This window comes from Gilvimarinus sp. 1_MG-2023 (assembly GCF_030548285.1).
In genome coordinates this window covers 139,369-153,075 of sequence record NZ_JAUOSC010000003.1, presented here as the reverse complement: position 1 = coordinate 153,075, position 13,707 = coordinate 139,369, and the positions used below count along the sequence as shown (strand labels likewise).

At 51.0% G+C, this 13,707-nt stretch carries 13 protein-coding genes; 3 read left to right on the top strand and 10 right to left on the bottom strand.

The window, feature by feature from the left end; genetic code table 11:
• Positions 1-12: 12 nt before the first annotated feature.
• The 5 genes from apaG to Q4563_RS06135 are packed head-to-tail and all read right to left on the bottom strand — an operon-like array spanning position 13 to position 6,075.
• Positions 13-381 (bottom strand): Co2+/Mg2+ efflux protein ApaG, encoded by a 369-nt coding sequence (apaG, locus tag Q4563_RS06155; protein WP_215977912.1) that lies wholly within the window; start codon positions 379-381, stop codon positions 13-15.
• A complete protein-coding gene (rsmA, locus tag Q4563_RS06150) occupies positions 378-1,199 on the bottom strand; it encodes a 16S rRNA (adenine(1518)-N(6)/adenine(1519)-N(6))-dimethyltransferase RsmA (protein WP_215977911.1) in 822 nt (273 codons plus the stop codon). The genes apaG and rsmA overlap by 4 nt, the downstream gene beginning before the upstream one ends.
• The gene (gene pdxA, locus Q4563_RS06145; protein WP_215977910.1) at positions 1,196-2,197 is read right to left on the bottom strand and encodes a 4-hydroxythreonine-4-phosphate dehydrogenase PdxA; all 1,002 of its coding nucleotides are present in this window, start codon (positions 2,195-2,197) and stop codon (positions 1,196-1,198) included. Before pdxA ends, rsmA begins: the two co-directional genes overlap by 4 nt.
• Positions 2,194-3,525, bottom strand: coding sequence for a peptidylprolyl isomerase (locus tag Q4563_RS06140; RefSeq protein ID WP_215977909.1), 1,332 nt, complete (start codon positions 3,523-3,525; stop codon positions 2,194-2,196). The genes pdxA and Q4563_RS06140 overlap by 4 nt, the downstream gene beginning before the upstream one ends.
• A 12-nt stretch (positions 3,526-3,537) precedes the next feature.
• A complete protein-coding gene (locus tag Q4563_RS06135) occupies positions 3,538-6,075 on the bottom strand; it encodes an LPS-assembly protein LptD (RefSeq protein WP_215977908.1) in 2,538 nt (845 codons plus the stop codon).
• 232 nt (positions 6,076-6,307) lie between these two features.
• Between Q4563_RS06135 and Q4563_RS06130 the strand changes: the two genes are divergently transcribed.
• The 3 genes from Q4563_RS06130 to Q4563_RS06120 all read left to right on the top strand — a co-directional run bounded on the left by Q4563_RS06130 (position 6,308) and on the right by Q4563_RS06120 (position 8,941).
• Positions 6,308-7,372: an aminoglycoside phosphotransferase family protein gene (locus Q4563_RS06130; protein WP_303603978.1), complete on the top strand. Its 1,065-nt coding sequence runs from the start codon at positions 6,308-6,310 to the stop codon at positions 7,370-7,372.
• Entirely contained in the window at positions 7,369-8,049 is a 681-nt protein-coding gene (murU, locus tag Q4563_RS06125) for an N-acetylmuramate alpha-1-phosphate uridylyltransferase MurU (protein WP_303603977.1), read from the top strand. The genes Q4563_RS06130 and murU overlap by 4 nt, the downstream gene beginning before the upstream one ends.
• A gap of 109 nt (positions 8,050-8,158) precedes the next feature.
• Positions 8,159-8,941, top strand: coding sequence for a 2OG-Fe(II) oxygenase (locus Q4563_RS06120; RefSeq protein ID WP_303603976.1), 783 nt, complete (start codon positions 8,159-8,161; stop codon positions 8,939-8,941).
• 197 nt (positions 8,942-9,138) lie between these two features.
• On the opposite strand, the gene Q4563_RS06115 is transcribed toward Q4563_RS06120, so the two are convergent.
• The 5 genes from Q4563_RS06115 to Q4563_RS06095 are packed head-to-tail and all read right to left on the bottom strand — an operon-like array spanning position 9,139 to position 13,635.
• Positions 9,139-9,819: a TVP38/TMEM64 family protein gene (locus Q4563_RS06115; protein ID WP_303603975.1), complete on the bottom strand. Its 681-nt coding sequence runs from the start codon at positions 9,817-9,819 to the stop codon at positions 9,139-9,141.
• Position 9,820: 1 nt separating this feature from the next.
• On the bottom strand, positions 9,821-11,452 hold the full coding sequence (locus Q4563_RS06110; RefSeq protein WP_303603974.1) for a hypothetical protein: 1,632 nt from the start codon (positions 11,450-11,452) through the stop codon (positions 9,821-9,823).
• The gene (locus Q4563_RS06105; RefSeq protein ID WP_303603973.1) at positions 11,449-12,192 is read right to left on the bottom strand and encodes a glycosyltransferase family 2 protein; all 744 of its coding nucleotides are present in this window, start codon (positions 12,190-12,192) and stop codon (positions 11,449-11,451) included. Before Q4563_RS06105 ends, Q4563_RS06110 begins: the two co-directional genes overlap by 4 nt.
• Positions 12,192-13,037 carry a polysaccharide deacetylase family protein gene (locus Q4563_RS06100; protein ID WP_303603972.1) on the bottom strand — a complete coding sequence of 282 codons (846 nt, stop codon included), beginning with the start codon at positions 13,035-13,037 and terminating at the stop codon, positions 12,192-12,194. Before Q4563_RS06100 ends, Q4563_RS06105 begins: the two co-directional genes overlap by 1 nt.
• A 19-nt stretch (positions 13,038-13,056) precedes the next feature.
• Entirely contained in the window at positions 13,057-13,635 is a 579-nt protein-coding gene (locus Q4563_RS06095; protein ID WP_303603971.1) for a hypothetical protein, read from the bottom strand.
• Between the last annotated feature and the right edge of the window lie 72 nt (positions 13,636-13,707).

Sequence of the window (13,707 nt, the reverse complement as noted above, 5' to 3'; positions counted from 1 at the left end):
GCAATCTCGGTGTTAATGTAGGGCGTTGGGTTCGACCAGGGCAAAGGTCGGTATTGTTGTTTCGTACTCGGTGCCATCTGCGGTACGCATTTGATAGCTGCCCTCCATGGTGCCGGCAAAAGTATGTAGAACCGCACCACTGGTGTAGCGATAAAACGAGCCGGGCTCAATGGTTGGCTGCTCGCCGACCACACCAGCGCCGCGCACTTCGCGCACTTGGTCCTCGGCATCGGTGATGCGCCAGTAACGGCTTAACAGCTGCGCCGATTCGCTGCCCTGATTGTGAATGGTAACAGTATAACGAAAAGCAAAACGGTTTTGCTCGGGTTGTGACTGTTCCGGCAAATAACCGGTTTCCACTTCAATGTGTATATTGCTCATGATTCTTTCTGTATGTAGGGTTCAATGGCATCACTGAGTTCAACGAACTCCGCAATCGATAGCGCTTCAGCCCGCTTGCTTAAATCGACGGGCATTGTTTGTAGTTGTTCTGGGTCGCACAATGTTTTTAACGCATTGCGCAGTGTTTTGCGGCGCTGGCCAAACGCGGCCGTTACCAGTTTTTCCAGTACCGCTACATTGCGAGCCGGGTGGGGTAGTTGTTTATACGGCGCCAAGCGCACAATCGCCGAGTCGACCTTGGGCGCTGGGTCAAAGGAGCCTGGCGGCACATCAAACAACCAATTAATGTCGCAATAATACTGCGCCATTACCGTAAGGCGACCATAGGCTTTGCTGCCGGGTTGGGCGGCCAAGCGTTTAACCACCTCTTTTTGCAGCATAAAGTGCATATCTTGTACTTGCTGCGCGTAGCTGATGAGATGAAAAATCAGCGGAGTGGAAATATTATAAGGCAGGTTGCCAACGATACGCAGCGGGCGATCATCTTCGGCCAATTGAGCAAAGTCAAACTTTAGGGCATCGGCTTGGTGTAGGGCAAAGCCCGGATATTTTTCGAAACGCACTTTTAGCCAAGGCACCAAGTCGCGATCCAATTCAATGACATGTAATGTTTCCGCGCTTTCGGCCAAAGGCTCGGTAAGCGCGCCTTGGCCCGGGCCAATTTCTACCACGATATCGCCTGCACGCGGGGCAACCGAACGCGCAATTTGGTTGATAATGGTATGGTCAATCAAAAAGTTTTGGCCGAAACGTTTGCGCGCTTTATGGGGTGCGCCGGGATTAAAGTTCTGCTTCACGAGGTTAACCTCTTGCGGGCTTGAGTCATGGTTTGCGCGTAGCGTATAGCTGTATATAAGCTGCCACTATCGGCCTGGCCGGTGCCGGCCAAATCGAGCGCAGTGCCATGGTCAACCGAGGTGCGAATAATAGGCAGTCCGAGGGTGATGTTCACCGCTTGGCCAAAGCCTTTGTATTTCAGTACTGGTAAGCCTTGATCGTGATACATCGCCAGTACGGCGTCGGCTTGTTCTAAATACTTGGGCGTGAATAAAGTGTCGGCCGGTAGCGGTACCGATACATCGAGCCCTTGTTGTCTAAATTCGGCCAGTACCGGTTCTATAGTATCGATTTCTTCGTGCCCCATGTGACCACCTTCGCCAGCGTGAGGGTTTAACCCCGCCACTAAAATTGAGGGGGCCGCGATGGCAAACTTCTCTTGTAAATCGCGCCTGAGAATATCGATAATCTCCCGTAACAGCGGACGAGTGATAGCGCTTGCCACATCTTTTAAAGGCAGGTGGGTGGTCACTAGCGCGACCCGTAAGCCTTCGGTAGCTAACATCATGACCACGCGCGGAGTGTCGGTTTTGGCTGCCAAATATTCGGTGTGGCCGGAGAACGTAATACCGGCATCATTGATAACGCCTTTATGAACCGGGCCGGTAATCACAGCGGCAAAGTGTTGTTGCTGGCAGCCGGCAATAGCGCTATCAAGCGTGTCCAGTACATAGTGGCTGTTGGCTGGGTTGAGCTTGCCCGCTACCACTGGCGCCCGTAAAGTCACGGGCAATACGTGCAGCGTGCCGGCGGCTGCAGGCTTGGGTGGGGCATCCAGTGCCACTGTATGGATGTTAACGTTTAGGCCGAGCGCTTTAGCACGTGCAGCTAATAAGTCTGGATCAGCAATAATAACCAGCTCGTCCTGCCAGGGGTGCGCCGCCAACGACAGGGCTAGGTCGGGGCCAATGCCGGCGGGCTCACCCGGTGTTATCGCCAGACGCTGAGGTTGGTTCAATCTTCAAAGTCCTTATTTTTAATATCGAGATAAGCACCCTCGCGCAGTTCGATCTGCCAGACTTTGAGTTCTTGCTCAAAGCGTTTTTCGCGCAACATTTGGGCGGCTTTATTGCGAATAACCACACCGCTCATGTCTTCTTGGCGGCGATCTTCCACCTGCAAAATATGCCAGCCGTACTGGCTTTTAAACGGCTCGGTTATCTCTTCAATGGCGGTCTTGGCCATAGCGCTTTCAAATGCGGGTACGAACATACCGGGAGAAGACCAGCCCAAATCGCCACCTTCTAGCATCGAGCCAATATCTTCTGAGTGCTCGCGCGCCATGTCGGCAAAATCGGCACCGTCGATAATTTGCTGTTTAATCTCGAGTAATTTTTCGCGCGCGGTCTCGTCATCCATGATTTCACTGGTTTTCAGCAGAATATGGCGGGCTTTGGTTTGTTCAACCAGTTGTTCGCCGCCACCGCGTTGGTCAATAATTTTCAGCAAGTGAAAACCGGCCCCGGAGCGCAAAGGTTCAGATACCTCACCGACGTTGAGCTGGCTCACCGCTTCGGCGAACAGTTCTGGCAACTGAGCCAGCTTGCGCCAACCCAAATTGCCGCCTTCTAGGGCCGTGGTGTCATCCGAGTGTGCAATGGCAAGCTGGTTAAAATCGGCTCCGTCTTGCAATTGTTGGTAGAGATCGTCCACTTTTTGTTGGGCCTGTTGCAACTCGTCGGTTTCAGCCGATGAGGAGGCACCGACCAAGATATGGCCTAAGTTGTAATCGGGCGAGGTGGCAAACTTACCGTCGCTGGATTCGAGAAAATTATCGATTTCTTGCTCGGTAACGCGAATACGGCTGTTGACCACGCCTTGCTGAACTTGGTTAAGCAATATGTCGCGACTTATGCGGTGGCGTAAACTGGCGATACTTAAACCGTCTTGGGCCAGGCTGGCGGCCAACTCGTCCATACTGTTCAGGCCGTTGCTGGTAACGACTTGCTGTAAGGTGGCGTTGATTTGCTGGTCGCTCACCTCCATGCCGTAGCGCTTAGCCTCTTCGAGCTGTAATTGCTCCAATATCAAGGTGTCGAAGATTTGTTTTTCCAGCACTTCCATTGGTGGCAGCTGGCCGTACTGGCCTTGTAGGCGCTGCACAATAGACGCTTTGCGCTCTTCAAACTCACTTTGCAGTACCACACCTTCGTTAACGACCGCGATGACCTTATCCAGTATTTGGGTTTGCGCCTGGCTGCTGTTGGCAATGCCAAAAGCCAGTAAGCCGAGCGTTAAGGTCAATGATAGGCGGAGGTGTTTATGAGCGAAATCTTTTAATTGCATATAAGTCACTGATTATTGGAGGTTGTCTTCACGTTCGGCATAGCCGGGAATGGTTTTGCGTAATAAATTCCCGACCCGGTCACTGATGCTGGCCAGCCCTTTTAACTGTAAATCAATAAAAAAGCCACGATCGTAATCGTCGCTGTTGGCGCTTTCCAGATCATAGCCGCTGTTGTAATCGAAATTAAGCCATTCGCGCCATAACAAACGCACGCGGTAACAGCAGTCGTTGTATTCGAACCCGGCAAAGGTGTCGAGTTCCAAGTCAAAATTAAAATCGTAGTGGCTGCGGCCAATCAGGCTCCAGTTGCCATCGAGCGGTATAAAAGCGCCGACATCCAGCTGGTTCAAGCGCTGATTGTAAACGATGTCGGTGTCTGGGTCTGCGCTCAGTGCCAAATCGGTCGTCTGGCGTTGGTAGCGGTAGGTTAGATTCACTAAGCGCTGGCTATCATCGCTGTACTCCACCGAGGCACTGGCACTGGTCAGGGCGTTGTTTCGATGGTCGTAAACCACATCGGAGCTGAGGCGAAAATGTTCTGAGGCTCGCGCACTGATTCGCCCCACATATTCCGATTGGCGGTAGCTGTAGGCTTCACTAGGTGCGCTGGGGTCGAGCACAACTTTAGGTGTTTCAAACCGATAAATCTGCCCCAAACTAAGCGCTAAATGCTCTTCGCCGGTACGGGCGGATATAAAGCGAGTGGTAAGGCCTACGCTGAGCTGATTGGCATCGTCTAGGCGGTCTAAGCCATTGAAGCGGGTGCTGCGAAACAGCTGATTGTAGTCCATTTGAAACAGACGAGTATCGAAATCAAGTGCCTGGTTACTGTCGTTTAAAGGGTTGTACAGCGCCTGGTGATCGACATACTCGCTGTACAGGTAAAACAAGCGTGGCTCTAGGGTTTGAATCAGCGGTGTATCGCCCCATTGTGTCCAGCGCTCAAAGAACATACCCAAGTCGAGGCTCGCCTGCGGGGCGTTCAACTGCGGACTGCGATTGTTTATCGTGGGGTCAGGGGTACTGTCAGTGTTTATAATCGGCGCCTGTTCCAGCTGATAGCGCAGGTCGCGTACACCTACGGTGGGAGTTGCATAGCCCCACTGCCAGCGCGTGGGCCACGCTAAATTCACCGCCGTATGCAGTCTTTCACCCACCACTAATTCATGGCTGGGGCGCTGATAATAGCTGATTAAATCAAATTTCGAGTAATGACTATCGATGCTTAGTTGCAAGTCGCTGAGTGAATACTGTCCGCGGGCAAACGCGTGGGGCAGCTCTTTATAGGGTTGTTGGGCGCTTTCATTTAGGTAGCGCACTTCATTGGCGCTTATGCCCAAGTTCCAGTGATCACCGGTGTAGCTGACCTGGCCAAATTTGCGAATACTGGCCGCGTACTCCAAGTCAGTTTCGCCGCTGGTAATGTCGCGCAAGTAATCCACATCGCTCACGTCGGTATAATCAATCACTGTTTTTAATCGCGATTGAGCCCCGCCGGTCTGGTTCAGTTGCAGTAGCCAGCGATCCTCGCCTCGGTGAGGGTAGGCCTCCTCCTCGGTTAACTCGCCGCTGGCAATGGCGCTGTCTGATTGTTGATCATAGCCGCCCCTGTCATCGGGTAAATAGCTGGCGTTGAGCTCACTGCTAAAAAAGCTCGATAAATGTCGAACATTGATGTCCAGCAGTGTGCCGTGTTTTTCCATATAACTGGGCGTCAGCGTAGCGTCCAGTTGCGGGGCAATATTCCAGTAAAAGGGCTGGGCGTATTCCACCCCGTTGTTGGTACTTTGACTAAACGAGGGGAATAACAGACCCGATTGTCGTTCATCTCCAATCGGGAATGCCAAATAAGGAATATAAAGCACCGGGATATCAGCCACTTCTAGACGGGCATTTTTGGCCACGCCGTAGTTTTTATCCGAATACAGAGTTAATTCTTTGGCTTTCAGGCGCCAAAAGGCGTTGTCGGGCTCGCAGGTGGTGAAATCACCGTGGCGCATCCTTAATAACCGGTCGCCAAATTTCTGCAGGTGGCCCGCGCTGCCGTTCAATCGACTTTCGTGCAGAACAAAGCGGGCATTGTCGACACTGGCATCTTCATTGGTAGTGGACATTTGCGCATTGTCGGCGCGAATCAGCAATCCGGTCTCACGCAAAGTGACATTGCCATCCAATACAATCTCGCCACTTACCTGGTCCAGGGTGGCGCTCTCGGTTTCCAGTAGGCGCGGGCCCTGCTCAAGGCGTACACCGCCATGTAGCTCAAAAGCACGATTGCCATCGGCTTGAATGCTTTGGGCAGTGGCGGAAATGGGGGTTTGCTCAACGGGCAGGGCGTCGGCAGGTGCCGTATAGGGGTCGATAAAGGCGCCGCAGCAGCCTGCTGGCAATTGTTTTTGTTGGCTTTCGGTTAGCTGGTCGGCATCCACCCAGTCCAACTCTTGGCCCGACGCTGGTTCGGTTTGAGCAATAATGAGAGGCGAGGTTAATGCGCCACATGCCGCCAGACAGGGCAGGAGCTTTCGGTGGTGTCGGCGGTAAGCGGTCATTCGTGGTTCTCGGCCTCTCAATGTGCCGGCAATTCTACTGCATAAAGGGGGCGCTAGACCAATTATAACGGGCATTTACCGCGCTGATGCCCAATGGCATCACAAAGTGTGCTTTCGCAGAGGCCTCAGACCTTACGAATCGTTATGCACTACTTGCCAGTGCCTCGGTGGTTAAAGGTAGAATAGCCGTAAAGCACTGGGCGTTTAGTAAGCCATACAGGATAACAATATTTTGGTTGCACACAGTATTGATCCGGCCGCGCGAAAGCAAGCTCTCCAGCAATGGCTGGCGGCCACCTTGGGGGACCGACCTCATTTATCACCATGCGGAGGCGATGCTGGTGGACGGCGTTACTACACACTGGCGGAAAATCCCGATTGGTTGGCGGTAGATGCCCCGCCCTGCAGTGAGGATACGCGGCAATTTGTCTCCATAGCCCAATGCCTTTCGGCTGGTGGAGTACGGGTACCGGCTATTTATCATGTGGATGAGGACAACGGCTTTTTGTTGGTGGAAAATTTAGGCCGGCAACTGCTGGCCGGGGCAGTGGGGCAGGCCGGTGCCGCCAGCTGGTATCCGCGCGCGCTTGACGCACTGAGCCAAATGGCACAACTGCCAACCAATAGCGTTTACCTGCCTATATTCGATGCCGCGTTTATCGTGCGTGAGCTGGGTATTTTCCGCCATTGGTTCGTCGAGCAGTTGCTCGGGGTGCATATTAATGAAGCAATAGCCCAAAAGCTTGATCGTTTGGATGCGGCCCTCGCTCAGAGTGCCCTCCGGCAACCGCAAGTGTTTATGCATCGCGATTATCACTCGCGCAACCTATTGTTGACCGATCGCGAGATTGCCGTTATCGACTTTCAGGACGCCGTGGTGGGCCCGCTCACCTATGATCTAGTGTCACTGCTCAAAGATTGTTATCTGGTTTTGCCACAGGCGCAAGTCACCACCTGGGCGCTCGACTATAAAAAGCAGGCAGAGAGCTTAGGGCTGCTAAAGCCCATTTCCAACGAGGCTTTTATACAAGCGTTTGATTGGATGGGGCTGCAGCGTCATATCAAAGTGCTGGGCATTTTTGCCCGGCTGCATCTGCGCGACGCTAAGTCGGGCTACTTGGCCGATTTGCCGCGTGTATTGAGCTATGTTCGTCAAATATTGTCCCAATACCCCGAATTTGCCTCAATTCAGCAATGGTTTGAGCAAGATTTAATGCCCATCTGCCGCCAGCAGTCGTGGTATCAGCCGGCGGATGACAACAACCCGTTTACCTCGGTGCAAGGGCCAGTCCAATGAAAGCTATGATTCTCGCAGCGGGCCTCGGCAAGCGCATGCGACCGTTAACCGACACACTTCCCAAGCCGTTGATTCCGGTGCGGGGGAAACCGCTGATTGAATGGCATCTAGAGCGCTTGGCCGCGGCTGATGTGAAAGAGGTGTTAATTAACATCGCCTACTTGGGCGATAAAATCCGCCAAGCACTGGGCGATGGCAGCCGCTGGGGGCTGCAGATCACCTACTCAGAAGAGCCAGAGCCCTTGGAAACCGGCGGGGCTATTCGCTATGCCGCCCACTGGTTGGGTGACGAGCCGTTTTTGCTGGTTAATGCCGATGTGTTTACCGACTTTGAGATGATGCCATTGATTCAGAGTGGGCTGGAGCAAAATGAACTTGGCCATTTGATACTGGTGCCGAATCCAGACTTTAAGCTGCGAGGTGACTTTGACTTAAGAGACCACTTTATTACAGAGTGCGCAAACACGGTATCCGGTTATACTTTTGCGGGAATAAGCCTGCTTAGCCCCGCGTTGGTAATGCGCTACCCTCGCAGTCGCCGTCTATTTCCTTTAGTAGAGGCTTTCAACTGGGCGATTGGACAGCAGCACTTATCGGGCAGTGTCTATCGCGGACAGTGGAGCGACGTGGGTACTCTGGAAAGGTTAGCTCAAATTGAAAAGCGGGATTGGGGGTGAGGTGATTTTAGCGTGACTGGCAGACAAATTAAATGACAGATCAGTGCGTCGGCAGTAATGGTGGTGCACCAAGGTTATTGGCTAGAAGTGACAGGATGAAAACTACTCTATGAAACGTATAAAGTTATTGGATGACAGGCAGCGTTTAATGCTGGATGTAATGGCGAAAGATCGTTTTCTGCCGGAGCAAAAAATGCAAAACCACCTGAAAGAATGGCACCAGCAATATGTTCACGCCAAACCTTTTCGGCACATTGTGTTAGATAATTTTTTTGATACGGATATTGCCGGCAGTCTCAATGATGAATTCCCCAGTATTGGTGAGCAAAAAAAGTGGCAGGAGTTTCGGCGCGGTACAGAATGGTTAAAAAATGCGACTGGTGATGATTCACATATTCCGTTTTTTACCCGTCATTTTTTGTATGCCTTAAATTCGCGCACTTTTTTAGCTTGGCTAGAAAAGCTAACAGGGATTAGCGGGCTTATCGCCGACAGTGAGTTCACCGGTGGAGGGTTTCACAGCACCTTGCCCGGTGGCAAGCTGGACCTGCACGCCGATTTTAATATTCATTTGCGCAATGGCTTGGATCGTCGCCTTAACCTCATTATGTTTCTCAACAAAAACTGGCCTGAAAGTTACGGCGGCCACTTAGAATTGTGGGATAAAGACTTAGCCTTGCCCCCGCAAAAGATTCTGCCCGTGTTTAATCGGGTAGTGATTTTTGGTACAACCGATTTTACCTTCCACGGCCATCCGCTGGAGTTGACCTGTCCGGCAGACAGGTATCGAAAGTCGCTGGCACTTTATTATTACTCTAATGGCCGTCCCGACCATGAAAAGTCGGGTGAACAGCACCTTACGCTCTTTAAAGAGCGCCCGGCCATCGATTAATCGCAGGGTGTGGTTCATTTAACTTGGCTATGCTGGAGTTGGGCTGAGCTTATGCACGCGTAAGCTACGTTGTAGTAATGGACTGGTGCAAGTCAAACGATTGCAGTATTGATAGCCATTTTCACCCTAAAGAGTCAAATTCTCTAGCTTACATTAGATCAGCTCTAGGCCCGGCGCGTTTCGGGTGGGCGATCTTTCTAAGCGTTAAGTCGCCGCTTCAATAGGGTGGCGACTAGGCTCATCAAGCATAGTGCCAGCACTGGAATGTAAAACAAGGGAGAGCTGATCAAATCTTGCCAAGATGTAGTTTCAGTTACCACTGCACTGTGTAACCCCTTTCCGATCCAGCAAAACGCCAGAGCGCTGGGTATTAGCCCTAAGATAGTTGCCCCCCAATACACACTCAAACGCACCCCAGAATAAGATAATAGTAAACTGGCCAAATAAAACGGGATAACTGGGATTAACCGAATTGCCAAAATAGTGCCAAAGGCATGTTGCTGTATAAACTTCATCACTATCAGGCGTTGTTTTGCAAAAATACTTTCCGGTACTTGTAAACCTGAGTGTTGTACGAGTATCCATATACAAAAAGCGCTTAACGAGGTGCTTAACATGCACATGACAAACCCCGGTCCGGCACCAAAAAAATAGCCGCTTAAAATAGAAAATACAGCCCCGCCTGGAAGGCCGGTGCAGGTGATCGCAACAAAACTGATGAAAAACAATAAGGTAAACATAATAGGTGCGCTCTGCATAAAAGCGCTGGCCTGGGCGGTCATTGCCAAGAGCCAGTGAGCCAGTGAGCTGGCAAAGGTTAGGCCCGCCAAAAAGACAGCTACACTGACGACTACTAGGCTCTTGGCCAGTATTTGCATCTTAAAGCCCTACTGTATGGTTAAGGGGGTAAGCCACCAGCACATCATCTTCGTAAGTTGGGGGGCCAAACATTTCACGCACTTTTTGGCCGCATTCTCGATAGCGAGCAGCATCCCGGTCGCCCCTTGAGGCATTTTTGTGATAAATCAAGTAGTCATGCTTTGAATGATGGCTCTTGGTGGCAAGCGCACTTATGTGCACAATATTTTTTAGAGCAATTTGCTGATTCTCAGGGGGGTATTCGCCATAAAACCGGCTGCCACAAAAGCCGTCGAGAAAGCCCGCAGTTATTTGTTGTTGGTGTACTGCCTGGTCAATGTACCAACGGTCCCAGTGCCATTCTAAAAACCAAGGAGCTATGACAATATTGACCTCTTTGGGCTTGCCGCTACCGAGGGTTTGATAGAATTCAGATATAGGTCGGTTATCGAGCTCGACGTTGTAGTAGTTTTCTTCCCAGCGGTAATCAGCTTGGTACACCATATGGTTGGTAAACTGATTAATATCGGGTGCATATATCCTGGGTAAGGGGCCAGCAAAATATATTGCAGCCGCTGTGGCAACCACGAGAGGGGTGAAAAGCTGTCGGTGCATTATGCGTGTGGCCTGAGCGATGCCCGTAGCTAAAAATATACCCAAAAATAAAAGGGCAGGAAGGCCGTATCTGGCCGAGACCAGCGGGTGCTGAATCCAGGCTGCTCCGCTATTGGCTATAACTATAAAGGGTAGAGCGATACACAGTCCAATATAAAGCGTCACCTCCCGGTTGCGCTGCCATAGGGTATATACGCCAAATATTGTAGCTGCGAGTGCAAGAGCACCGTAAAAGTTGGAGGCGCTACCTAACAGCAGCCTAAAAGTGTCGATAAGGCTGGTCACGGTAGGCGAGTCACTACCAGTTTTACCTGTTATCTCATGAATGTTGTAGTAAATTGGTGGGCCCAATAGTAGTGCTAGCGCCGCGAGTTGTGAAAGTCCGAGGGCGAGTAGCAACCAAAACAGCCGGTGGTGACCGCGCTTGCCCCATAAGTACAAACTTTTTATACCGTAAAATAAAAAAGGCGTTAATAAAAAAGTAAGCGTAACTGGTTGCATCCAGGCGGATAAGCTGCAACACAATAAATAAACCACTGCTTTGCCGACAGAGGGGCGAATTGTCCACAAATAGAAAACAATAACTGCAATGCCCGTCAAAAACGTAGAAATGGCATAGGGACGGGCCGTGCGTGTGTAGTAAATAAGAATGGGCGATAGCGCCAGCAACAAAAACAGCAGTATCTGTTCTTGGCGGCTTAAAAATCGACCGCATAGCAGGGGGATGACAATAGGAGTGGCCAAACCTACGGCCACCATCGGAGCGCGTAAAATACCCTCTGTGAGAGGAGTGAAAAGTGAAATGCCGTAATAGTACAAAGTGACGGGTATGCTGTGGTCCGCGTGACCAAACGAGGTAAATATTCCCCATGCATCCGAGGCTGTTAATTTATGTAATGCGTGCCATTCATCATCTGCAATCAGCTGTAAAGGTAGTTGCCACAATCGAAACCAAACTGCGGCACAGGCAAACGCGGCTATTACCAATAAAAGTGCCAGCTTCTGCCGTTCTGTTGTATAACTTGCTGGTAACTTCATACGCTTGGCGACCTTTGCAGGGCCCCTTTGAGGCGTTTTATGGCGTGTAACAGCGACACTTTAATAACCCCTAAGCCATAAATGCTGCTGGGCAGTAGGCGGATCGATGATGCCTCGGGAAAGTATTTGGTGGGGCAGGTAATCTCGCCGATGGTGTGACCCTGTGCAATAATTTGTGACAGCATTTGGTTGTCAAAAATAAAATTATCGCTGTTTTGCTCGAGTGGTAGGCTACGGATTACCTCGGCAGAGAAGGCGCGGTACCCAGTATGGTATTCCGACAGTTTGGCCCCCGTACACAAGTTTTGAAATGATGTAAGCAGGCGGTTGGCAATGTATTTGTAAATGGGCATGCCGCCGCGCAAGGCGCCGCCGCCCAAGATACGCGAGCCCAGTACCACCGGGTACAAGCCTTGGGCAATGATGGAAGCCATTGCGGTGATTAATTTAGGGGTATATTGGTAATCGGGGTGGAGCATAATCACAATATCTGCCCCTAGAACGAGGGCTTTTTGATAGCAAGTTTTTTGGTTGCCCCCGTAACCTTTATTGGATTCATGCACAATAACATGCTCGATGCCCAATTGCCGGGCCACCTCTGAGGTGTTGTCTTTGCTGGCATCGTCTACTAGAACCACAATATCCACTATATCCATGGGAATTTCGCGGTAAGTCGTCTCAAGGGTTTTGCTGGCATTGTAAGCGGGCAGAACCACTGCTACCGTTTGCTCGTTAATCATTAGTTTCGTCGTCCGTCGGTCAAAATTTGTTTGAGTTGGTCGGGCGTTTTCCAGTGGTCGCCGCAAACAAACCGGGGGATTCGCCAAATGGAGCTGTCATTGTGAGCAAAATCACCATCGGTCGAGAATGCTGCTAGCTGTTGATGTTCGTCTTGGTGATTGGGCAGGTAGTCTTCTGCCAGGTAGCGGTTTACATGGCCGTAAGGGTAGGCAAATACTCGGGCGGTACGCTGGTTCGTGAGTGTATTTAGCTCATCCTGTGCCCGCCTTATCTGAAGGTCCGCGTCACGATAATTATCGACCGAATAAAACTCTCCTTTTTTGCCGGTCGAATGTGCGGTTTGAGTTAATGTGTCATGCATATGGTCCAGGCTGTGATTGCCTATGGAAAATACTCTTTCGTCGATGGCCGTTTGCCACCATTCACTGCCCCAAGCTCGCTCACCATTCATACAGGTTTGGGCGAGCTCCCGCCGTGCCGACTCAGAAGCAATGGCAAAGCAAGTGGCCGGTACAGGATGCTGTCTAAACAGGTCGGAGGCTTGAAGAATACTTTTTATGCTGGGGACTGGCCCTATTTTAGGATCAGTATAATCGTAGAAGTCATGTGGTGGGGCGTCATCAAACGTCAGGCAAAATACATTGTCTGCAGGCAAAGAGCGTTGATGGCTTATAAACTGTATTAGATCAAAGGTGCTAATGGGGCGGAAACCTAGCTCCTTTAAAGTGTCCAGGTCCTGCGCGAGAGCGATATGATCGTTGCCGAGGTAGTCGCGAGTGTTGGCAATCATACCGTGATAGCAAAGTACGGGTATACGTTGCGTGCTGTTACTTGGTCGGCTCATTGCTTTGTCAGCTCTTGTGTTAAAACGGCGGTAGGTCTGAGACCTTTCGTGTGATTTGCTGTTTTTGCGCCTGGGATAGCGCCTGATTGCGCCACAGCACCATTAAGTGCTCTGAGTTACTGACGCTCAGGCCGCCTACCCGTGAGTCGACTTTTTTAGCCTGTTGGTTGCCGACATGCCCCCAGATCGCGTCTACGTGATCACCGAGTAACTCGAATGTTTTGATGGATAAATGTTCGGCAATGCCGCCAGCGGCTCTGATAATTTTACGGTGCGCGGCTGGCAGGCGGCGGTAGGCGCGCTCGTCGATCACTAACCCTCCTCCTAGGTAGCACTGCTCGAAGGGGCTTTGGTGATAATAGCCAAGCGCAATCGGTTGCTCCGCTTCTTTCGGAGCGTAAAATGACACAAAGTGACGTGGGTAGTCGGGCGCAGGGCTTCCAAATTTACGTGCAAACAAACGACCAATAAAAGGCTCGGCATCTGACACCTCAATAACTTTGACCAATGTGTCAATGGCGCTGTAATCGTGCGGCGCAACCAATGCGGCAGGTGAATAATGTTTGCTGCGAGTTTTGTTGGTAAACAAATTGAACATAATAGGTGCATATAAAGGGTGCGTTGCGGATGGGGCGCATTATAGCCAAATTTTGGCTAGTATTCCTATAGC

Excerpts from the sequence above, each read along its gene's own strand:
- Q4563_RS06105 (WP_303603973.1), bottom strand. The coding sequence starts at position 12,192 with ATGATTAACGAGCAAACGGTAGCAGTGGTTCTGCCCGCTTACAATGCC.
- murU (WP_303603977.1), top strand. The coding sequence starts at position 7,369 with ATGAAAGCTATGATTCTCGCAGCGGGCCTCGGCAAGCGCATGCGACCG.
- Q4563_RS06095 (WP_303603971.1), bottom strand. The coding sequence starts at position 13,635 with ATGTTCAATTTGTTTACCAACAAAACTCGCAGCAAACATTATTCACCT.
- Q4563_RS06110 (WP_303603974.1), bottom strand. The coding sequence starts at position 11,452 with ATGAAGTTACCAGCAAGTTATACAACAGAACGGCAGAAGCTGGCACTT.
- Q4563_RS06115 (WP_303603975.1), bottom strand. The coding sequence starts at position 9,819 with ATGCAAATACTGGCCAAGAGCCTAGTAGTCGTCAGTGTAGCTGTCTTT.
- Q4563_RS06140 (WP_215977909.1), bottom strand. The coding sequence starts at position 3,525 with ATGCAATTAAAAGATTTCGCTCATAAACACCTCCGCCTATCATTGACC.
- Q4563_RS06100 (WP_303603972.1), bottom strand. The coding sequence starts at position 13,037 with ATGAGCCGACCAAGTAACAGCACGCAACGTATACCCGTACTTTGCTAT.
- apaG (WP_215977912.1), bottom strand. The coding sequence starts at position 381 with ATGAGCAATATACACATTGAAGTGGAAACCGGTTATTTGCCGGAACAG.
- Q4563_RS06135 (WP_215977908.1), bottom strand. The coding sequence starts at position 6,075 with ATGACCGCTTACCGCCGACACCACCGAAAGCTCCTGCCCTGTCTGGCG.
- Q4563_RS06120 (WP_303603976.1), top strand. The coding sequence starts at position 8,159 with ATGAAACGTATAAAGTTATTGGATGACAGGCAGCGTTTAATGCTGGAT.